Origin of the sequence: Pedococcus aerophilus, assembly GCF_039532215.1 — a bacterium.
GTDB lineage: Bacteria > Actinomycetota > Actinomycetes > Actinomycetales > Dermatophilaceae > Pedococcus > Pedococcus aerophilus.
Genome location: NZ_BAAARN010000004.1, coordinates 321,037 through 340,891 on the forward strand (window position 1 = coordinate 321,037; position 19,855 = coordinate 340,891).

The 19,855-nt window shown below is 70.6% G+C and carries 17 protein-coding genes and 2 tRNA genes; 12 read left to right on the top strand and 7 right to left on the bottom strand.

All coding sequences use genetic code 11. The annotated features are described in order from the left end of the window. Positions 1–35: 35 nt before the first annotated feature. Complete coding sequence (locus tag ABD286_RS16080; protein ID WP_344195278.1) at positions 36–1,067, bottom strand: iron ABC transporter substrate-binding protein; 1,032 nt, start codon at positions 1,065–1,067, stop codon at positions 36–38. Between the two features lie 218 nt (positions 1,068–1,285). Here ABD286_RS16080 and dnaG point away from each other — a divergent pair, with 218 nt between their 5' ends. From dnaG to ABD286_RS16095, 3 genes are all read left to right on the top strand, one after another. Continuing rightward, positions 1,286–3,298, top strand: coding sequence for a DNA primase (gene dnaG, locus ABD286_RS16085; RefSeq protein WP_344195280.1), 2,013 nt, complete (start codon positions 1,286–1,288; stop codon positions 3,296–3,298). Continuing rightward, complete coding sequence (locus ABD286_RS16090) at positions 3,298–3,846, top strand: hypothetical protein (protein ID WP_344195282.1); 549 nt, start codon at positions 3,298–3,300, stop codon at positions 3,844–3,846. Before dnaG ends, ABD286_RS16090 begins: the two co-directional genes overlap by 1 nt. A 94-nt stretch (positions 3,847–3,940) precedes the next feature. After that, positions 3,941–4,013 (top strand) — tRNA-Asn (locus ABD286_RS16095). A gap of 94 nt (positions 4,014–4,107) precedes the next feature. On the opposite strand, the gene ABD286_RS16100 is transcribed toward ABD286_RS16095, so the two are convergent. The 5 genes from ABD286_RS16100 to glfT1 form a co-directional block, all read right to left on the bottom strand. Beyond that, positions 4,108–5,043 (bottom strand): amino acid ABC transporter permease, encoded by a 936-nt coding sequence (locus ABD286_RS16100; RefSeq protein WP_344195284.1) that lies wholly within the window; start codon positions 5,041–5,043, stop codon positions 4,108–4,110. Next, positions 5,040–5,702 (bottom strand): amino acid ABC transporter permease, encoded by a 663-nt coding sequence (locus ABD286_RS16105; protein WP_344195286.1) that lies wholly within the window; start codon positions 5,700–5,702, stop codon positions 5,040–5,042. The genes ABD286_RS16100 and ABD286_RS16105 overlap by 4 nt, the downstream gene beginning before the upstream one ends. A gap of 110 nt (positions 5,703–5,812) precedes the next feature. Next, positions 5,813–6,658 (bottom strand): glutamate ABC transporter substrate-binding protein, encoded by an 846-nt coding sequence (locus tag ABD286_RS16110; RefSeq protein ID WP_344195288.1) that lies wholly within the window; start codon positions 6,656–6,658, stop codon positions 5,813–5,815. Positions 6,659–6,717: 59 nt separating this feature from the next. Next, positions 6,718–7,458, bottom strand: coding sequence for an amino acid ABC transporter ATP-binding protein (locus ABD286_RS16115; protein ID WP_344195290.1), 741 nt, complete (start codon positions 7,456–7,458; stop codon positions 6,718–6,720). A gap of 53 nt (positions 7,459–7,511) precedes the next feature. After that, the gene (glfT1, locus tag ABD286_RS16120; protein ID WP_344195292.1) at positions 7,512–8,456 is read right to left on the bottom strand and encodes a galactofuranosyltransferase GlfT1; all 945 of its coding nucleotides are present in this window, start codon (positions 8,454–8,456) and stop codon (positions 7,512–7,514) included. Between the two features lie 167 nt (positions 8,457–8,623). Here glfT1 and ABD286_RS16125 point away from each other — a divergent pair, with 167 nt between their 5' ends. The 7 genes from ABD286_RS16125 (at position 8,624) to ABD286_RS16155 (ending at position 18,051) form a co-directional block, all read left to right on the top strand. Beyond that, positions 8,624–9,535, top strand: coding sequence for a glycosyltransferase (locus ABD286_RS16125; RefSeq protein WP_344195294.1), 912 nt, complete (start codon positions 8,624–8,626; stop codon positions 9,533–9,535). Next, complete coding sequence (glf, locus tag ABD286_RS16130; protein ID WP_344195296.1) at positions 9,532–10,743, top strand: UDP-galactopyranose mutase; 1,212 nt, start codon at positions 9,532–9,534, stop codon at positions 10,741–10,743. Before ABD286_RS16125 ends, glf begins: the two co-directional genes overlap by 4 nt. Beyond that, entirely contained in the window at positions 10,740–12,704 is a 1,965-nt protein-coding gene (locus ABD286_RS16135) for a glycosyltransferase (protein ID WP_344195298.1), read from the top strand. The genes glf and ABD286_RS16135 overlap by 4 nt, the downstream gene beginning before the upstream one ends. After that, positions 12,701–13,588 (top strand): ABC transporter permease, encoded by an 888-nt coding sequence (locus ABD286_RS16140; RefSeq protein WP_344195300.1) that lies wholly within the window; start codon positions 12,701–12,703, stop codon positions 13,586–13,588. Before ABD286_RS16135 ends, ABD286_RS16140 begins: the two co-directional genes overlap by 4 nt. Continuing rightward, a complete protein-coding gene (locus ABD286_RS16145) occupies positions 13,588–14,319 on the top strand; it encodes an ABC transporter ATP-binding protein (RefSeq protein ID WP_344195302.1) in 732 nt (243 codons plus the stop codon). Before ABD286_RS16140 ends, ABD286_RS16145 begins: the two co-directional genes overlap by 1 nt. A gap of 4 nt (positions 14,320–14,323) precedes the next feature. Next, entirely contained in the window at positions 14,324–16,294 is a 1,971-nt protein-coding gene (locus tag ABD286_RS16150) for a DUF6541 family protein (RefSeq protein WP_344195304.1), read from the top strand. A 1,304-nt stretch (positions 16,295–17,598) separates the two neighbouring features. Then, positions 17,599–18,051 (top strand): ANTAR domain-containing protein, encoded by a 453-nt coding sequence (locus ABD286_RS16155; RefSeq protein ID WP_344195306.1) that lies wholly within the window; start codon positions 17,599–17,601, stop codon positions 18,049–18,051. A gap of 385 nt (positions 18,052–18,436) precedes the next feature. Here the strand turns inward: ABD286_RS16155 and ABD286_RS16160 are convergent. Then, positions 18,437–18,510 (bottom strand) — tRNA-Ile (locus ABD286_RS16160). 145 nt (positions 18,511–18,655) lie between these two features. Between ABD286_RS16160 and ABD286_RS16165 the strand changes: the two genes are divergently transcribed. Together ABD286_RS16165 and ABD286_RS16170 are read left to right on the top strand one after the other, a co-directional pair. Continuing rightward, positions 18,656–19,018, top strand: coding sequence for a bleomycin resistance protein (locus ABD286_RS16165; RefSeq protein ID WP_344195308.1), 363 nt, complete (start codon positions 18,656–18,658; stop codon positions 19,016–19,018). Positions 19,019–19,282: 264 nt separating this feature from the next. Beyond that, the gene (locus ABD286_RS16170) at positions 19,283–19,798 is read left to right on the top strand and encodes a DUF3145 domain-containing protein (protein ID WP_344195310.1); all 516 of its coding nucleotides are present in this window, start codon (positions 19,283–19,285) and stop codon (positions 19,796–19,798) included. The last annotated feature ends 57 nt before the right edge of the window (positions 19,799–19,855 follow it).

Sequence of the window (19,855 nt, forward strand, 5' to 3'; positions counted from 1 at the left end):
TGGGGTGTGACCGGGGTGGGGACCTGCGTCGACACCTAGAGGATGCCCGCTGCCGTCATGAGCTCGATGACCTTCGGGCCGTTGAGCGTGTAGGGGTCGACCTTGGGGGCCTGGAGCGTGTCGAGCGGCTCGAGCGCGGCGTCGGACGCGACACCCTTGCCCACGGCGTACTCCTTGGCGTCGCTGGTCGCGAGCATCTTCTGCCCCTCGGCGCTGGTGACGAACGCGAGGAACTTCTGGGCGTTGGCCGCGTGCTTGCTCGACTTGAGCACCGCACCGCCGGAGACGCTGACGAACGCACCCGGGTCCTCGTTGCGGAAGTAGAGGAGCTTGGTGTTCCCGCTGCCGGCCTTGGTCAGGGCCTGGTCGCGGTACCAGTAGTAGTGGTACATGATCCCGACCGGGACCTGACCGGCGTTGACGGCCTTCATCACGGCGATGTTGTTCTGGTAGATCTTCGCGCCGTCCTTGAGGCCCTTGAGCCAGGCGGCGGTCTTCTCCTCGCCCTGAGTCGCGAGGATCGCGCTGACGATGGCCTGGAAGTCGGCGCCACCGGCAGCGGCGCCCCACCTGCCGGCCCACTTCGGGTCCTGCAGGTCCAGGATCGACTTCGGCAGCTCGGCCTCGCTGATCTTGGTGGGGTTGTAGACGAGCACGGTGGAGCGGGCGGCGATGCCGACCCACTCCTTGCTCGAGGGGGCGTACGCGTCGCCGACCTGGGCCAGCGTGCCCGCATCGACCGGGGCGAGCAGCTTGGCGTTCTGCACCGTCGTCATCGCGGGGGAGTTCTCGGTGAGGAAGACGTCGGCGGGCGACTTGGCACCCTCCTGGACGATCTGGGCGCCCATCGAGGAGTCGCTGCCGTAGCGGATCTGCACCTCGATGTCGGTGTCCTCCTGGAACTTCTTCGCCCAGGCCTCGGTGAGGTTCTCGTGCTGTGCGCTGTAGATCGTCAGCTTGTCGGGGTCGAGGTTCTTCCCGGCCTCGAGCGTGCCGTCGCCACAGGCGGTGAGGGCCAGGGTGGCGCTCGCCACGAGGGCGACCAGGGCGGTCCGTCGGCGGATCACGGTGCGGTACTCCTACGAGGATGGGGTGCGAAGGCAAGGCTTACCTTACTGCTCGCCTCCGGCCCGCCGAAATCGCGGGTGGCCACCGCAGGACGGGTATGGCGCGCAGCCACGTCCGCGCCATACCCCAACCGTCGTCCCTGGTTGGATGCGCCTGTGGGTGGTGCCCACCGGGGGAGGGGGCACCACCTAGACTCGGCGGCGACAAGGAGGGCCAGTTGCCGGGTCGGATCAGGACCGAGGACGTCGCGCTCGTCAAGGAGCGCTCGTCCATCGAGGACGTCGTGCGCGAGCACGTCACGCTGCGCCCAGCGGGTCCGGGCTCGATGAAGGGGCTGTGCCCGTTCCACGACGAGAAGACCCCCTCGTTCAACATCCGGTCGACCGTCGGCGCCTGGCACTGCTTCGGGTGCGGCGAGGGCGGCGACGTCATCTCGTTCGTCCAGAAGGTCGAGCACCTCACCTTCAGCGAGGCCGTCGAGCGGCTCGCCCAGAAGCTCGGCATGGAGCTGCACTACGAGGAGGGCGGGCGCCCCCACGACGGGGAGTCGCTCGGTCGGCGCTCGCGGCTCGTCGAGGCGCACCGCGTGGCGCAGGAGTTCTACCACCACGCGCTGCTCAACTCGCCCGAGGCGCGGATCGGGCGCGACTTCCTGCGCGAGCGCGGGTTCGACAGCGAGGCGGCCAAGCGCTTCGGCATCGGCTTCGCCCCGCGCAGCGGCGAGGAGATGTCGCGCCACCTGCGCGGCAAGGGGTTCACCGACGAGGAGCTCACGCTCGGCGGGCTGTCCGGGCGCGGCAGTCGAGGGCTGTACGACCGGTTCCGCGGACGCCTCGTGTGGCCGATCCGCGACATCACCGGCGACACCGTCGGCTTCGGCGCGCGACGGCTCTACGAGGACGACCGGATCGCCGCCAAGTACCTCAACACCTCCGAGACGCCGATCTACACAAAGGGGCGCGTCCTCTACGGCCTCGACGCCGCCAAGAAGTCGATCGCCGGGGACCGCAAGGCCGTCATCGTCGAGGGCTACACCGATGTCATGGCCTGCCACCTCGCCGGCATCGAGGGTGCCGTCGCCACCTGTGGCACGTCCTTCGGCGTCGACCACATCAAGATGCTGCGCCGCATCATGCGCGACGAGGCCGACCTCGCCCCGGCCAAGGTCGTCTTCACCTTCGACGGCGACGCGGCGGGGCAGAAGGCGGCGATGCGGGCGTTCGGCGAGGACCAGCGCTGGGCGTCGCAGTCGTTCGTGGCGGTGGCGGACGGTGGCATGGACCCGTGCGAGCTGCGGATCGCGAAGGGCGACGACGCCGTGCGCCACCTCATCGACGACGCCGTGCCGATGTTCGAGTTCGCGGTGCGGACGACCATCGACCGGTTCGACCTGTCCACCGCCGAGGGGCGCGTGCAGGGCATGCGGGCCGCGGCGCCGATCGTCAACAGCATCCGCGACAGCTCGATGCGACCCGAGTACATCCGCACGGTCTCGGGGTGGATCGGCGTCGAGGTCGAGCAGGTGCAGGCCGAGGTCGCGCGGGCCCAGCGGATGGCCGCGCGCGACGCCAAGGCCGAGGCCGATGCCCCGGGCGGGCAGGGTGGCCAGGGCGGCTCGGGCCGCCAGGGCGACTCGGGCGGCCAGGGATCACAGGGCGGGCGCGGCCAGTACCGTCCCGACGCCGACGTCGTCCCCGAGCCCTCGCTCGAGGAGGTCCGGTCGTCCCTGCCGGCCCCCGACCTGCGCGACCCCGTCGTCTTCGCCGAGCGCCAGCTGCTCCAGACGCTGCTGCAGTACCCCGAGAGCTTCGCGGAGTCCGACATCGACGCGATCAGCCCCGAGGCGTTCACCGCCCCGGCCCACCGGGCCGTCTTCGACGGGGTCCGTGGCGTCGGCGGCCCGCAGCGCGGGACGTCCACGCAGGCCTGGGGCGACGCGGTGGCCGAGGCCGCTCCGCTGTCCGTGCGATCGCTCGTGTCAGAGCTGTCGGTCGCACCCCTGCCCACCCGTTTCGACAAGGCGACCGGCCTGCCGGAGCGCCGCTACATCGACTCGCTGCTCGTGCGGGTCCAGGAGGTCATGTTGACGAGGAAGATCGGGGACGCCATGTCGGCGATGCGCCGGATGGCGGCCGACGCCCACAGCGACCCCGCCGCGGCCCGCGCCCTCAGCGGCGAGCTGCAGGACCTGCAGCGCGAGCTCGCGCAGCTGCGCGACCGGGCGTCCTGATGGCGATCTCGCTGCGTCGCGGTCCCAAGCTGCCGTCGTCGGTCCGCGACGCCGTGGACCTCGGCCCCGGTGAACGGGTGCTCTCGTGGGCGCCGGTGCTCCTCGGCGCGGGCCCCGGTGTGACCGGCGAGCCCACAGGCGCCACCCTCGTGGCCACCAACCACGCCCTGTATGCCGTCGACGCGGCCGGGGAGGCCACGCTCACCCGCCCCTGGCACGAGGTGGACTCCGGCTCCTGGTCCGCCGAGCTGACCCAGCTCACCGTCACCTGGGTGGACGGCGCCAAGCCCGGCCAGTGGGTGCTGGGCGACTCCACCCTGCTGCCCGAGACGCTGCGCGAGCGGGTCCAGGCGAGCGTCGTGCTCACCCAGAAGATCGAGCTCGGCCCGCGGCGGACGGCCCGCGCGGTCATCCGCCAGGACCTCGGTGGCGGAGGGCTCGTGGAGCAGGTCGTGCTGGGTCGTGGGGCGCGCGCCGACGACCCCGAGGTGGCGGCTGCCACGGAAGCGGCACTGGCCTACCTGCGTGAACAGGTCGGCCTGTCCTGAGGTCGAACTCGCTGACGGCATCCCGTTTTCTGGTCGGCGCGCATCCTTTGCTATGGTTGCGCAGCGCCAACGGCGGGTGACCGCCGAAGCACTTTCCCCTGTAGCTCAATTGGCAGAGCAGCCGACTGTTAATCGGCAGGTTGTTGGTTCGAGTCCAACCGGGGGAGCGCACCACGAAGGCCCGGGTCATCCGACCCGGTCCTTCGTCGTTCGTCTGCGTCGTTCCGTCTGCGTCGAGCACGGTGTCGTGCCGGGGCGGGGTCAGTGGCCGGTGCCACCACCGGCGTTCGCGTCGGTGTTGACCACGCCCTTGCCGCCCATCGTCGAGGCCTCGGGGACCGCGCCCGTGACCGGTCCGGCCGCTGCCATGACGGCGCGACCACGGCGCGACAGCCGCTGCTGGACCCGCGACGCGATCACCGTGAGCAGGTAGTTGACCAGGATGAAGAGCACCCCGGCCACGAGGTAGGCCGGGATGGTGTTGGCGAAGGCCGAGCCGAGGGTCTTGCTCCAGTTGAGCAGCTCGAGGTAGGTCACCTGGTAGCCGAGCGCCGAGTCCTTGAGGACGACGACGAACTGGCCGATCAGGGCCGGCAGCATCGCGGTGAGGGCCTGGGGGAGCTGGATGGCACGCATGACCTGTGACTCGGTGAGTCCCACGGACAGGCCGGCCTCGGACTGCCCCTTGGGGAGCGAGAAGACACCCGAGCGGACGAGCTCGGCGATGACCGACCCGTTGTAGAGGGTGAGCCCGGTGACGACGGCGGCCAGGGGAGCCGTCTCGGCCGAGAAGATGTCGCTGCGGGCATAGATGCCGAAGTAGGCGAAGATCATCATGAGCAGGACCGGCACGGCGCGGAAGAACTCCACGACGACACCGCACACCCACCGCACCGGGGTGATCGACGACAGCCGACCGACACCGAAGAGCAGGCCGAAGACGGCAGCGAACACGATCGAGATTGCGGCGGCCTTGAAGGTGCCGATCAGCCCCGGGAGCAGGTAGTCGCGCCAGACCGCCCGGTCGGTGACGAACGGTTTCCACATCTGACCCTGGAGCTGGTCCGCGTCCTTCATCTTGAGGACGACCAGCACGACGATGCCGACGGCGACGACCAGGCCGAGGGCGGCCAGGATCGCGTGGCGACGGCGGGCCCGCGGTCCGGGGGCGTCGAACAGGATGCTGGCCCCGCTCATCGCTTCACCGCCAGTCGTCGCGACATGCTCGTGAACAGCAGGCCGAGTGGCAGGGTGAGGATGACGAACCCGAGGGCGAAGATCGCGAAGACGCCGATCGACCCCGTCTCGTTCTCGACGATCTCCTGCATGAGGCCGGCGGCGTCCGCGGTGCCGATGACGGCGGCGACCGTGGTGTTCTTGATCAGCGCGATGAGCACCGAGCCGAGCGGGGCGATGGAGCCGCGGAAGGCCTGCGGCAGGATCACGTTCGTCATGCTCTGGCCGAAGGTGAGGCCGACGGCGCGGGCCGCCTCGGCCTGGCCGGCCGGCACCGTGTTGACGCCCGACCGCAGGGCCTCGCAGACGAAGGCCGCGTGGTAGACGGCGAGCACGACGATCGCCCAGCGGATCGCGTTCTGCGAGAAGTCCTCCGAGAGCGAGATGCCCATGATGAACGTCAGGCCGAGGACGCTGAGGACCATGAGCAGGGTCAGCGGGGTGTTGCGGAAGATGTTGACGTACGACGTGCCGAGCAGCCGCAGGACGGCCACCGGCGAGACGCGCATGACCGCCACGATCGTGCCGAGGACGAGTGCGCCGATGGCGGAGAAGAAGGCCAACCGGATCGTCAGCCAGAACGCGCCGAGCACGTCGTAGTTGCTCAGGATGTCGCCCATGCAGGAAAGCCTTCCGTCGCCGGGGCGGGCAGGTGGGGGGAGGGGAGCGAGGCTTCGGTATGCCGCCCGCCAGGGTGGGCGGGCGGCATACCGAGGACGTCGTCAGCCGGTCAGGAGCAGGCGTCCTGCTTGGGCGGGTTGGTCGCGGTGTCGACCTTGAACCCGGCCGGGCCGAGGTTCTTGTCGACGGCGGCCTGCCACTCGTTCGAGCTGATCATCTTGGCGATCGCCGTGTTGATCTTCTCGCAGGTGGCGGTGTCGCCCTTCTTGATGCCGATGCCGTACCGCTCCTCGGAGAAGGTCTTGCCGACGACCTTGAGCTTGCCCTTGTACTGCTCCTGCGCGGCGTAGCCGGCGAGGATGGTGTTGTCGGTGGTCAGGGCGTCGACGCCCTTGGAGACCAGGGCGGCGACGCACTCGGAGTAGGTGCCGAACTCCTGGAGCTGGACGCCGGGATACGTGTCCTTCACCTTCTGGGCCGAGGTCGAGCCCTTGACCGAGCAGAGCTTCTTGCCGGTCAGCGAGTCCGGACCGGTGATCGACGTGTCGTCGTTGCGCACCAGCAGGTCCTGGCCGGCGATGAAGTACGGACCGGCGAAGGAGATCTTCTCCTTGCGGGCGTCGGAGATCGAGTAGGTCGCGACGACCATGTCGACCTGACCGGTGGAGATCAGGGTCTCGCGCTGGGCCGAGGGGGCCTGGACCCACTGGATGTCGGCCGCCTCGTGGCCGAGCTCCTTGGCGACGTAGGTCGCGACGTCGACGTCGAGGCCGGTGTAGGTCGAGCCCTCCTTGAGACCCAGACCCGGCTGGTCGAACTTGATGCCGACCTTGAACGCCTTGCCGCTGCCGCCGTCACCGCTGGCGCCGCTGTCGGACGCACTGTCCCCGCATGCGGTCAGGCTGAGCGCGAGCACCGATGCGGCGGCGACGGCTCCGAGCTGACGAACCTTCATGTTTTTCCTCCTGGTTGTGGATCGCAGCACCGGTGCACTGCGGTCGAGCAGGTCAGTGGTCAGTGGGTGAGGATCTTCCCGAGGAAGTCCTTGGCGCGGTCGGACCTCGGCGCGGTGAAGAACGCCTCGGGAGCCTGCTCCTCGACGATCGCCCCGTCGGCCATGAAGACGACGCGGTTGGCCGCCTTGCGGGCGAAGCCCATCTCGTGGGTGACGACGACCATGGTCATCCCCTCCTTCGCGAGGCTCACCATGACGTCGAGGACCTCGTTGATCATCTCGGGGTCCAGGGCCGAGGTCGGCTCGTCGAAGAGCATGACTTTGGGGTCCATCGCCAGGGAGCGGGCGATCGCCACGCGCTGCTGCTGGCCGCCGGAGAGCTGGGCCGGGAACTTCTGCGCCTGGTGGGCCACACCGACGCGCTCGAGCAGCTCCATCGCCCGCTTCTCCGCCTCGGCCTTGGGCGTCTTGCGGGCCTTGATCGGGCCGAGCGTCACGTTGTCGAGGATCGTCTTGTGCGCGAACAGGTTGAAGGACTGGAAGACCATGCCGACGTCGGCACGCAGCTGGGCCAGCTCCTTGCCCTCCTCGGGCAGCGCCTTGCCGTCGATGGTGATCGAACCGCTCTCGAAGGTCTCGAGCCGGTTGATCGTGCGGCACAGCGTCGACTTGCCCGACCCCGAGGGGCCGATGACGACCACGACCTCACCCGTGCCGATGGACAGGTTGATGTCGCGCAGCACGTGGAGGTCGCCGAAGTGCTTGTTGACGTCCTTGAGGACGACGAGGGGCTCCGTCATGACCGGCAACCTACCGGCTCGACCCCCTCAGGGGAGCACCCCCACCCGGACCGTCACGCAATGGCAACATGGCGAGCCCGCGCGCGCTCGGGCGACGGCTCGAAGATCTCGTGCCGCCCCGCACGGCTCAGTCGGCGCCACCGGGACCACCCTGCCGGATCGTGCTGCTGCCCGAGGAAGTACCAGGCGTAACGGATCTCGTCCGGCCAGCGCCTCCACCGCAGACCCGGCTGGGCGGTGAGGTAACCGAGGTTGCGGAAGGTGCGGTCGCGCCGTGCCGGGTCCTGCGGGACGAGCACGGCCAGTCGGCCACCGAGCAAAGGCTTCCAGTCGTGGTGGCCCTGCGGGTGCAGGTAGGTCGCGGGGGCGCAGGTGCCGAAGCGCAGCTCGCTGCGTCGCAGTCTGCGGTGCACCTCGACCTCGTCGCCCCGCACGAACAGGCGGGGGTCCGGCACGCCGACCACGTCGAGGGCGCGGGCGGAGAAGAGGGCGCCGTTGAACAGGTTCGCGACGTTGGGGACCAGGACGCCGGGACCGAGCTCGGCACGCCGACGCACCCAGCGCAGCCCGCGGCGCAGCGGGAAGGCGAGGCGCTCGGGGTCGTCCTGGTCGACCACCAGGGGGGAGACGACGTCGAGCTCGTGGTCGTCGGCGCAGGCCAGCAGCCGGCCCAGGGTCCAGGGGGAGCCCGGGAGGCCGTCGTCGTCGGCCAGCCACACCCAGTCGGCGCCGAGGGCACGTGCGGTCAACACGCCGTACGCATACCCTCCGGCTCCTCCCAGGTTCGTCTCGCTGGTCAGCAGCGTGTGTGGGATCCCAGTGGTGGCAAGCGAATCCGCTGCACCGGGCTCCTCGCCGTTGTCGACGACGACGAGGTGGTCGGGGCGGTGGTGCTGGCCGGCGACCGCGTCGAGGCACCGGCGCAACAGCTCGGTCCGGTCGCACGTCACGATGACGCACACGACGAAGGGGGCGCGGTCCTGCGGAGGGATCCTCACGACCGGCACGTTAGGCGGCGTGGATGCCGCCCGGGCGGTCTGCGGGTGAACGTCGGGTGCACCGCGGGTGTCGACTCGCGCACCGAACCGTGTCCTTGGCCGGCGGTCCACCGCGAGGACGCGGCGTGTTCACCGTCCCGTCCCCCTGCGTCCCTAGCGTCGTCGACGTGAGCACTCCCTTCTCCCTGCTCCTGCCCGTGTACCGCGGCGATCGTGCCGACTACCTGGCCAGGGCGTTCCAGAGCACCGTGCACGAACAGACCGTGCGCCCGTCGGAGGTCGTGGTCGTCCAGGACGGCCAGATCGGACCGGAGCTGGCTTCGGCCCTCGAGCGCGCCGAGTCGTCCAGCCCGGTGCCGGTGCGTCGCCTGCGGCTGAAGCACAACGTCGGTCTGGCCCAGGCGCTGCAGTGCGGCCTGTCGGCCTGCTCGCACGAGGTCGTCGCGCGCATGGACGCCGATGACATCAGCCTGCCGCACCGTTTCGCCGTGCAGCTGCCGCTGATCGAGGCGGGTGCAGACCTCGTCGGAGCAGGGATGCGCGAGTTCGGCGAGACCACGCCGAGCGGTGGCCTGCTGCGGATCCCCCCGACCGACCCCGGGCAGATCGCGTCCGAGGCCCGGCTGCGGAGCCCGTTCAACCACCCGACCGTCGTCTACCGGCGGTCCGCGGTCCTCCAGGCCGGCGGGTACCGCGAGCTGCCCCTGCTCGAGGACTACTGGTTGTTCACCCGCATGATCGAGTCAGGCTCCGTGGTGGCCAACGTGCCCGAGCCGCTCGTCCTCTACCGCGTCGATGCCGGGTCCTACCAGCGCCGCGGGGGAGTGCGCCTGCTCCGCTCCGAGCTGGGGCTCCAGCGTCGCCTGCACCGTGAGGGCTTCACCTCGTCGGGCCAGATGCTGCGCAACGTCGCCGTGCGCGGCGGCTACCGCGTCATCCCCGTCGGGCTGCGGACCTCGTTGTACCGCAACAGGTTCACCACGTCCGCAGGCGAGGCGGGCAGCTCTGTCGACCGCGAGGTCGGGATGGGCACGGCGGTGCCCCCGCGACCCGTCCGCCACGAGAGGAGCGGGGCATGAGGGTCGACCTCGTCGTCGTCGGCGCGGGCCTGTTCGGCCTGACCGTCGCCGAGCAGGCAGCAGAGCGTGGCCTGGACGTCGCCGTCGTGGACCGTCGCGACCACCCCGGTGGCAACGCCTGGAGCGAGACCGACCCGGAGACCGGCATCGAGGTGCACCGCTACGGCGCCCACCTGTTCCACACCTCCAACGAGCGGGTGTGGGAGTACGTCAACCGCTTCACGGGCTTCACGGCATACCAGCACCGCGTCTGGACCGTCCACGGCGGCGAGGTGTACCCGCTGCCCATCAACCTCGGCACGCTCAACCAGTTCTTCCGGTCCAACCACGGTCCCGACGAGGCGCGTCGGCTCGTGGCCGAGCAGGCAGCAGAGCTGATGGGGGAGCCGCGCAACCTCGAGGAGAAGGCGGTCTCCCTCATCGGTCGCCCGCTCTACGAGGCGTTCATCCGCGACTACACCGCCAAGCAGTGGCAGACCGACCCGCGCGACCTCCCCGCGGAGGTGATCAGCCGCCTGCCGGTCCGCTACACCTACGACAACCGCTACTTCAACGACCGTTACGAGGGCCTCCCGACCGACGGGTATGCCGCGTGGTTGAGCCGGATGGCGGACCACCCGCGGATCTCGGTGCACCTCGGCACCGACTTCCTCGACGGTGACCACGCACTGTCGCGTGACGCCGTCCGCGGCCAGGTTCCCGTGGTCTACACCGGTCCGGTGGACCGGTACTTCGGCGACGCCCACGGTGCGCTCGGCTGGCGGACGCTCGACTTCGAGCGCGAGGTGCTGCCCGTCGGCGACTTCCAGGGGGCGCCGGTGATGAACTACGCCGACGGGGACGTGGACTTCACCCGCATCCTCGAGTTCCGCCACTTCCACCCCGAGCGCGACTACCGCGCCGACCGGACGGTCATCGTCCGTGAGCGCTCGCGCAGCGCAGGCCCGGGCGACGAGCCGTACTACCCCGTGAACACTCCGGAGGACCGCAGCCGGCTGCTGGCCTACCGCGAGCTCGTGGAGCAGGAGCGGGCCTCGGGCGTCGCGTTCGGTGGCCGCCTCGGCACCTACCAGTACCTCGACATGCACATGGCCATCGCCTCGGCACTGCGCCTCGTCGACGACCTCGACGAGCTGGTGCACGGTCGGGGGACGGTCACGGCGGCCGGTCGTCGGGCAGCCCTCGCGCAGGCAGGAGCGGGGGCATGAGCGCCACCGGGGCCGACGAGCGGGTCCTGGCGCGGGTGGTCTTCCCCACCGACGGCGACCTCGACGTGCTGCCGCTCTACGTCGACGGACAGCAGGTGCCGGTGGCCGGTCCGGACGGCGAGGCGGCCCAGCCGGTGGCCTACGACCAGAACCCGGACCAGGTGCTGGGGCGTCGTTCCTACCGGCTCGGCCACGGCGAGCGCGCGTCCTTCGCGACGTACTTCAACGCCTTCCCCGCCGGGTACTGGCGCCGGTGGAGCACGCTCGCCGGGGTTCGGCTGCGGGTCAGGACGTCCGGCACCGGCACGCTCGTCGTCTACCGGTCCTCGGCACGGGGATCTGTCGCCCGGGTGACGGCCAGGTCCCTCAGTGCGTCCTCGGACGAGCTGGTGTCCCTGCCCCTGGGCGCTTTCGGTGACGGCGGGTGGTACTGGTTCGACCTCGTCGCCGGGAGCAACGATCTCGTCCTCGAGTCGGCGGAATGGCTTGCAGGCGAACGCCGCCCGGACTCCGTTGAAGCCCCGCGCGGCACCGTCACCATCGGCATCACGACGTTCAACCGCCCGGCCTACTGCACCGCCCTCCTCGCCCAGCTCGGGGCCGCGGACGAGCTGCGTGGTGTGGTCGACGAGGTCCTCGTCGTCGACCAGGGCACCCAGCCGGTACGTCGCGACGCGGGGTTCACCGCAGCCTCGGGGGCGCTGGGGCGACGGCTGCGGATCCTCGAGCAGGGCAACCTCGGCGGTTCCGGCGGCTTCGCCAGGGCGATGCTCGAGACCCTCGACGTGGGTCGCAGCGACCACGTCCTGCTCCTCGACGACGACGTGGTCTGCGAGCCGGAGGGCATCGCCCGCGCGGTGACGTTCGCCGACTTCGCCCGGACGCCCACCGTCGTGGGTGGGCACATGTTCTCGATGTACGAGCGCTCGGTGCTGCACGCCTTCGCCGAACGGGTCGTCCCGTGGCAGTTCCGCTGGGCGCCGTCGGCCGCGACGAAGCACGACCACGACCTGTCCGAGTCCAACCTGCGCTCCACGCCGTGGCTGCACCGGCGAGCCGCAGCCGACTACAACGGCTGGTGGATGTGCCTGATCCCCACCACGGTCCTGCGCGACGTCGGGCTCTCCCTGCCGGTCTTCATCAAGTGGGACGACGCCGAGTTCGGGCTGCGTGCAGCAGCCGCCGGGTACCCCACGGTCTCCCTGCCGGGCGCAGCGGTGTGGCACGTGCCGTGGACCGACAAGGACGACTCGGTGGACTGGCAGGCCTACTTCCACGCCCGCAACCGTTTCGTCGCAGCATTGCTGCACTCGCCGTTCGAGCACGGTGGCCGGATGGTCCGCGAGAGCCTGGCCATCCAGCTCAAGCACCTCATGGCGATGCAGTACTCCGCCGCCCACCTGCGTGAGCAGGCCCTGCTCGACGTCCTCGACGGGCCGGACGGGCTGCACGCCGGCCTCGGGACGACGTTGCCGGCCGTGCGTGCCGCACGGACCGAGTTCGACGACGCCCGGGTCGCGGCCGACCCGACGGAGTTCGCTGCCGTCCGACCGGCCAAGCCGCGACGGCGCGATCCCAGCACGGGCAGGCCGACGAGCCAGGTGGCGACCCTGACGACCGCGCTCCTCGGTATGGCGCGACAGCTCACCCCCGTGCCGGCCGGGTCCCGCGAGCGCCCCGAGCGCGAGGTCCCGGCCGTGGACGCCGGGTGGTGGACCCTGTCACGGCTCGACTCCGCGCTCGTCTCCACGACCGACGGCACCGGTGTCTCGTGGCACCGGCGCGACCGTTCCCAGGTCCTCGCGGCGACGCGGCGTGCCACTGCGGTGCACCAGCGACTGCTGCGTGAGTGGCCCCGGCTCGCGGCGGAGTACCGCGCGGCCCTGCCCGAGCTCGTCGGCGAGGACGCCTGGCGCAAGACCCTCGACCTGCCGCTGCCCGACCACGGCGATGCCACGTGACGGCGAGGCCTCCCGCGTCGGCCGCGCTCCCTGCCGCACCCCTGCTCGTCCAGGGGCGCAGCGGCGGGTTGCGTGAGGTCGTCGGTCGCCGCTTCCTCCTGAGCCTGTTGGTGCGCAAGGAGCTCCGGGTCCGATACCGCGCATCGGTCCTCGGTCTCGGCTGGTCCTACGTCAAGCCGGCGGTGCAGTTCGGGGTCTACTTCGTCGGGCTGGGTCTGGTGCTGCGGCAGAACGCGATCGGCGACTACGCGGTCTACCTCTTCGGAGGGCTGGTCGTGATGACCGCCTTCGGCGAGGCGGTGGGGAACGCGACGCGCTCGGTGGTCACCAACGCCGACCTCGTGCGCAAGATCTACCTGCCGCGCGAGCTCTTCCCCGTGTCGAGCCTGTGCGTCGCCGGCGTCCATCTGGGGCCCCAGCTCCTCGTCCTGCTGGTCGGGGCCCTGGTCGCAGGATGGTCGCCCGACCCCTTGGGGCTGCTCGCACTCGTCGGTGCGTTCACGCTGGTGGCGCTGCTGGCCCTGGGCCTGGGCCTGCTGCTCGCGGCGGTCAACGTGCTGTTCCGTGACGTCGAGAACGTCGTCGACCTCGTCCTCATGGTGCTGGTGTGGACCAGCCCCGTGCTCTACCCGTGGCAGCGGGTGGCCGACCTCCTGGGCCCGGACTCGCTCCTGCTGACGGTCTACCAGTCGAACCCGCTCACCGTGGCGGTCGAGCTCGTCCACCGCGGCACCTGGGCGCACGCCTCGCCCGGCAACGCAGCCTCCCTGCCGCCTGACCTCGGGCCCCGGGTGCTGCTGTCCTTCGCCATCGCTGCTGCCCTGCTGGCGGTGGGGCAGCTGACCTTCCGCCGGCTGTCCGGTCGCTTCGCCCAGGAGCTGTGATGGGCAGGGTCTGCGCGGTGGAGGTCGACGGGATCTCCAAGCACTTCAGCCTCCGCCACACGCACTCCCTCAAGGAGAGCGTCGTCTGGGCGCTCCAGGGCCGCGCGCGTCGCGACGAGTTCACGGCGCTGCACCCCATCGACCTCCACGTCGGGCAGGGCGAGTCGGTGGCGCTGTTGGGGCGCAACGGATCCGGCAAGTCCACCCTGCTCAAGCTCGTCGCCGGGGTCATGGCGCCGGACACCGGGGAGGTGCGGGTGCGGGGCCGCCTCGCCGGACTGCTGGAGGTGGGTGCAGGCTTCCACCCCGACCTCACCGGACGCGAGAACGTCTACCTCAACGCCTCGATCCTGGGCGTCGAGCGCGCCGAGATCGAGGAGCGCTTCGACGACATCGTGGCCTTCGCGGACATCGGCCAGTTCCTCGACACCCAGGTGCGGTTCTACTCCTCGGGCATGTTCCTGCGGCTGGCCTTCGCCGTGGCCGTGCACACCGAGCCCGACGTCTTCCTCGTCGACGAGATCCTCGCCGTCGGCGACGAGGCGTTCCGCACCAAGTGCCTCGAGCGGATCGAGCTGCTCCGGGTGCAGGGAAGGACCCTCGTGGTCGTCAGTCACGACCTGCCGCTCGTCGAGCGGCTGTGCGACCGCGGCGTCGTCCTCGACCGCGGGCACCTCGTCACCGACGGCCCGATCGGCGCGGCCGTGGAGGCCGTGCGGGTGGCCCGGTGAGCCCGTGCTGAGCGCCTGGTATGCCGCGTGGCCGGCTCTGGTGGCCGCCGCGGGTGTCCTGCTCGTCCCCGGACTGGTCCTCGCGCTGCTCGCCGGGCTGCGCGGCATACCGGCCCTGGGTCTGGCCCCCGCGCTGTCGGTCACGACGGTCGCGCTCACCGCCATCGTGGCGGAGGAGGTGGGGGCGCCCTTCGGCATCGGTGCCGTCGGTGTCGGGGTCGCGGTCCTCGGGGCCTGCTTCGTGGGCGTCCTCGCGCTCGGTCGTGCCCTTGGGCTCCGAGGTGTCGAACCGCGCGACGGTGCCCGGGTGCCCGACACCGCCGGTGTCGTGGGGGCGTTGGTCGGCGGCGCCTGTGCGGCGGTGGCCGTCGCTCGAGGGATCGGTCGCCCCGACGTCTTCCCGCAGACCTTCGACGCGGTCTTCCACCTCAACGCCGTCTGGACCGCACTGCGCACCGGCGACGCGTCCTCGCTGACGCTGGGCACGGTTGCGGCGCCGGAACGACCCACGGGCTTCTACCCGGCGGCGTGGCACGGCGTGGCCGTCCTCGTGGAGCAGGTCGGGGGCGCCGGGGTCGTCTCCTCGGTCTCCGCGGTGTCGGTGGCGATCGCCGGGATCGTCTGGCCGCTGGGCTGCGTCCTCCTGGTCCGTCAGGCGCTCGGCGCGCGTCCGGGGGTCCTGCTGGCCGGAGGAGTCGTGGCAGCGGGTTTCGCCGCCACACCGAGCCTGCTGCTGTCGTACGGCACGTTGTGGCCCAACGCCCTGGCGACGGCGATGCTCCCGGCCGTCCTCGCGTGCGCCGTGACCGTGCTGCGGGTGGACGGCGAGCCCGGCAGCGACCGGTCGCTGGGCCGGTTCCGGGGAGCGGTGCTCGGCCTCGGGGCGCTTCCCGGCCTGGCGCTGGCGCACCCGAATGCCGTGCTCAGCGCCGTCCTGCTCGTCACCGTCGTCACCCTGGTCTCGGGGTGGCAGTGGATCGCCCGTCCCGGCACGAGCAGGGCGCGACGGGCGGCGGTGGCGGGTGCCGCGGTGCTGCTCGTCCTGGCCGAGCTGTGGTTCGTGACGCAGTCCCCGGTGTTCGCCACCACCCGGCAGACCAGCTGGCCGGCGCGACAGAGCCTGGCGCAGGCAGCGGGGGAGTGGGTGCTGTCGGCGCCGGTGCGGTCCCCCGTCCCGTGGCTGGCCTCTGCCCTGGTGGTCGTCGGGTGGGTGGCGGCGTGGAAGCGACGCCCGCTGCGCTGGTTGGTGCTGGCGCACGCCACCGCCGGGGCGGCGTTCGTCCTCGTGGCGGGCAGCGACGGACCGGTGGCGCGGGCCCTGAGCGGCCCCTGGTACGACGACTCGTTCCGCCTGGCGGCCCTCGTCGGCGTCACGGCCGTACCACTGGCCGTCGTGGGTCTGGACCGCCTCGTCGCGGCCGTGGTCTCCTTCGCCGGTCAGCAGCACCCGCACCTCGTCGGTCCACGCCGACGCCACCTCCCCGAGGTCGCCCTGGCTGCCGCAGCCGTCGCGCTCGTCGTCCTGTCGGGCGGCATGTACGCCGGTGCCAACAGCAAGGTCGTCGGCACCTGGTACGGCGGCCACGACATGCTGGGCCCGGCCGAGGAGAGCCTGCTGGCCAGGCTTCCCGAGCTCGTCCCCGCAGGCAGCACCATCGCCGGGAACCCGTGGAACGGCTCGGTCCTCGCCGCACCGTTGGGTGACCGGACCATGTTGTACCCCCACCTCCAGGGCAGCTGGGGGAGCGATCGTACGGTCGTGGCCGCGCACCTTGCTGCTGCAGAACAGGACCCCGAGGTCTGTCCCGCGGTCCACCGGTTGCGGCTGGGGTACGTGCTCGCCGGACCGGTCACCTTCTGGAAGGGCGACTGGCGACAGGCGGGCTACCGCGGCCTCGACGTCGGTACGGCGCCGGGCTTCGAGCCGGTGGCCTCCGGCGGACGGCTCACGCTGTACCGCATCACCGCCTGCTGAGGCTGCCGCCAGCACTGTGCCGGCACGCTGGCACACACGAAAGCGCCTCCGCCAGGCCCAGAACGGGAGAGACGGAGGCGCTTGACGTGCGGCCTACCCCTGATTGTCGGCCGCAGTCGGGGCCCGCGGGGGATGAGACCGGGGCCTTCGACGCTGTCGGTGGGTTCCGCCGCTGGAGTGGGGGTGCGCTGGACCTGCCGACCCCCATGACGGTACGCGCGGTGCACCGCCCAGCGGCAGTACCTTGACCGGACCTTTGCCCGCAAGGGGGCAAGTCCATACCCCGAACCGTGCTAACAGCCCTCAAATCTCGCATGCTGGCCGTGAAGGCCGAAACGCCCTCGCGTGGGGCCGGACTCCGACCACGGGATCCGGGCCTGGGTGTGGCAGGTCGGGCTCGAACCGACGACCGACGGATGATGAGTCGGTCATGCGCCCTGACACGTCAGTGACGATCGGGTTCGTGCCCCAGTCGTGGTACCGCAGCGCAGGCACCAGTCACCGGGACAGTCTGCCGCGATCGTGAGGCGTGTCACCGCCAGCCACCATGACGAAGTTTGGCGGCTTCCCGTCACGACAGTTTCCCGCCTCGAGTGTGGGGTACCTACCGAACAGTCGTGGTCCGGCCCTCGCGCGCAGGGGGTGCCTTTGCGCCGGACCACGGCCCGCTGGATCTACAACAGAATCGACGGTCCGACCATGCAAGCACGCACAGCAGCCCTCATGGTCATGGTCGGATCGAGTCTGGGCACTCTGGTCGCCTGGGGGGCAACGGCGTCGGCTCGGTAGCCGCGCGTGGCCGCGCACCACCGCTGACCAGATGGCTCGCTACAGACGCCTGTGCGGATCCCCCTCCAGCACAGGCCGCGCTCCCACCCTCGTCCCCCGAGGGTGGGAGCGCTTGTGTCGTGCCTGACCTACGGGTTATGCAGACCAGATCATGACCTGCCGTTCACTTCACGCGTGCATTGGCGGAGTATCGTGCGAAAACGGGCGAAGCCGCACCCCCAGTACGGGTCTCGCGCGTGGGACGTTGGCCTCCTGATGGGCCAGCGTTTCCATGTCACGGCACCATCGGCCGATGCGTTGGATCCTGCTCATCGCCGGGACCCCACCGGCCAAGAGACACTCGAGCAGTTGGCGCAGGACCTCGAGGACAAGGGCTGGCGGCCTCGGTGCGGCGCCGGCGGCATCTGGACCGTCGTCAGCCGACCTGTGGGCCGAGGCCGCCGAACGACAGGCGGGGCGATCAGCAGGTGGCGTGTGACTGTTCGCGCCTTGGCGGTCGGTGCATACTTCCGCCCATGAGCGCCGCCGGACAGAAGACTCCCAAGAGTGTGGAAGAACGCGTGGATGACCTTGCAGCCACCGTGGCTCAAGACCACGGTGACATCGAGAAGCTTCAGTACCAGGCGGATGAGGCAACCCAGCGGGCGGACGCAAGGGACGTGCGCGAAGACCTCCAGGGCGGTCGCCTGGACAGTCTGGAGACGCACGTCGATGTGGACCGCGCGATGATCATGGAGCTGCAGGAGGATGGCCTTCTCAGCACGAAGCATGCAGCCGAGCTTGAGGTGGCGTTGCGCACGTCGCGCAAGATCGGCGTGGCCATCGGCATCGTCATGTCGCACCTCCAGGTCGGCGAGGAGGAGGCGTTCGCCTTCCTGTCAAGTCCAGCCAGGACACGAACCGCAAGCTGCGTGACCTGGCAGAGGTCGTGGTCATCAAGGGCCATGTCGGCGTGTTGCCGCCCGTGAAGTGACGTCGACGTCCCCGAGGGTGTCAACCAGGGCATCGGTGGGGGTATTAACGGCCATCGCCGTGAGTCGTGCTTGAGGCACCAGAGAGGCTGTGACTGCCCTCAGCTGAGCCTCCGCGCCGTTCGTCATCGAGATGAGATTCGCTGAGTTCCCCGACAGCAGTGCCTCCAGCACGGGTGCGCCATCTCGGGCCCTCCGCGAGCAGTCGTGCCACGACCTGTGGATCCAAGCCCTTCCGGATGATCGTGTCGACGTTGGTCGTGAACGTGATCCCCTGGTCGGGAGTGGACTCGTACATCCCCTCAAGCCCAGCCGAGCCCTGCTCGGCGCTGGCACGGGGTTCGAACGAGTAGCGCACGCCGCTGACCTGAGTGAACACCTGTGGGGCAGGTCGGGCTTGAACCGACGACCGACGGATTATGAGTCCGCTGCTCTGACCGACTGAGCTACTGCCCCGGCACCAGCTCGGCTCTCACCGGCTGGGCGCGGTGAGCCTACCCGCCGGGGCCGGTGATCAGCGATGCAGGCGCAGCCGACGGCGACAGTCCGCGCCGGGCACTCGCACGCCCCGCCACGGGACGAGTGGTGCCTACGATGCGGCATGGCCAACCGGGCGACACCCAATCTTCCAGCGCGAGACCTCACCGCCACCAGCGCGTTCTACGAGCGGCTCGGCTTCACGCAGGGGTACCGCGACGACGGCTGGATGATCCTGGAGCGCGACGACGTGGTGCTGGAGTTCTTTCCCTTCCCCGACCTCGATCCGTCGTCGAGCTCATTCGGCTGCTGCCTGCGCCTCGACGACGTCCAGGCGTTCTACGACCGGTGCCGTGACGCCGGGCTGCCCGAGATCACGCACGGCTGGCCACGGCTGCACCCACCGCGGCTCGAGGCCTCAGGCCTGGTCATCGGCGCCTTGATCGACCCCGACGGCACGCTGCTTCGCCTCGTCCAGAACCCCTGAGCGCATCCGCCCGCGCTTGCGTCCGGCCCTCAATGGCCTTGGGCCAGAGGCTCAGGTATGGCGCGGGGGAACCGTCGCGTGGCGGCGCCATACCGGGGTGTGAAAGGTGTGCTGGACGGGACTGGTGATAACGCTGGTGCCGACGTGGTGCGTGGTGCACAATGGTCGCCAGCAAGTCCAACTGAAGATCGCGGCAACACGCCGAGCTCGAGATGTGCGCAGGTTCGTGGGGAAGACGTCCCTCGCACACCCAAGGAGGCCCGGATGTCTGTCGCGATGCCGCGTGTCACGACCCGCGGGGTGGTGTTCATTCACTCCACCCCCAAAGCGCTGTGCCCGCACATCACCTGGGCACTGGAGTCAGCCCTCGACCGCAAGCTGTCGTTGGACTGGACCGCTCAGCCCGCCGGCCCCGGCCTGGTCCGTGCCGAGCTGGCGTGGTCGGGCCTGCAGGGCACCGGCGCCAAGCTCGCGTCCACGCTGCGAGGGTGGGACAGGTTGCGCTACGAGGTGACCGAGGAGCCGAGTCCCGGCGCCGACGGGTCGCGCTGGTCGCACACCCCGGCGCTGGGGATCCACCACACCTGGACCTCTGCGGCCGGTGACGCCGTGGTCAACGAGGACCGGCTGCGCGAGGTCGTCCGGCTCTCCCAGGGGTCTCCCGAGGCCATGGCGGAGATGCTCGAGGAGCTGCTGGGCACGGACTGGGACGCCGAGCTCGAGCCGTTCCGGTACGCCGGGGACGGAGCCCCCGTGCGCTGGCTCCACAAGGTCGGCTGACCGAGCGGTCAGCACTGCGGGGACGAGCCGGCGACCTTCCGGGGGGAGGGTCGCCGG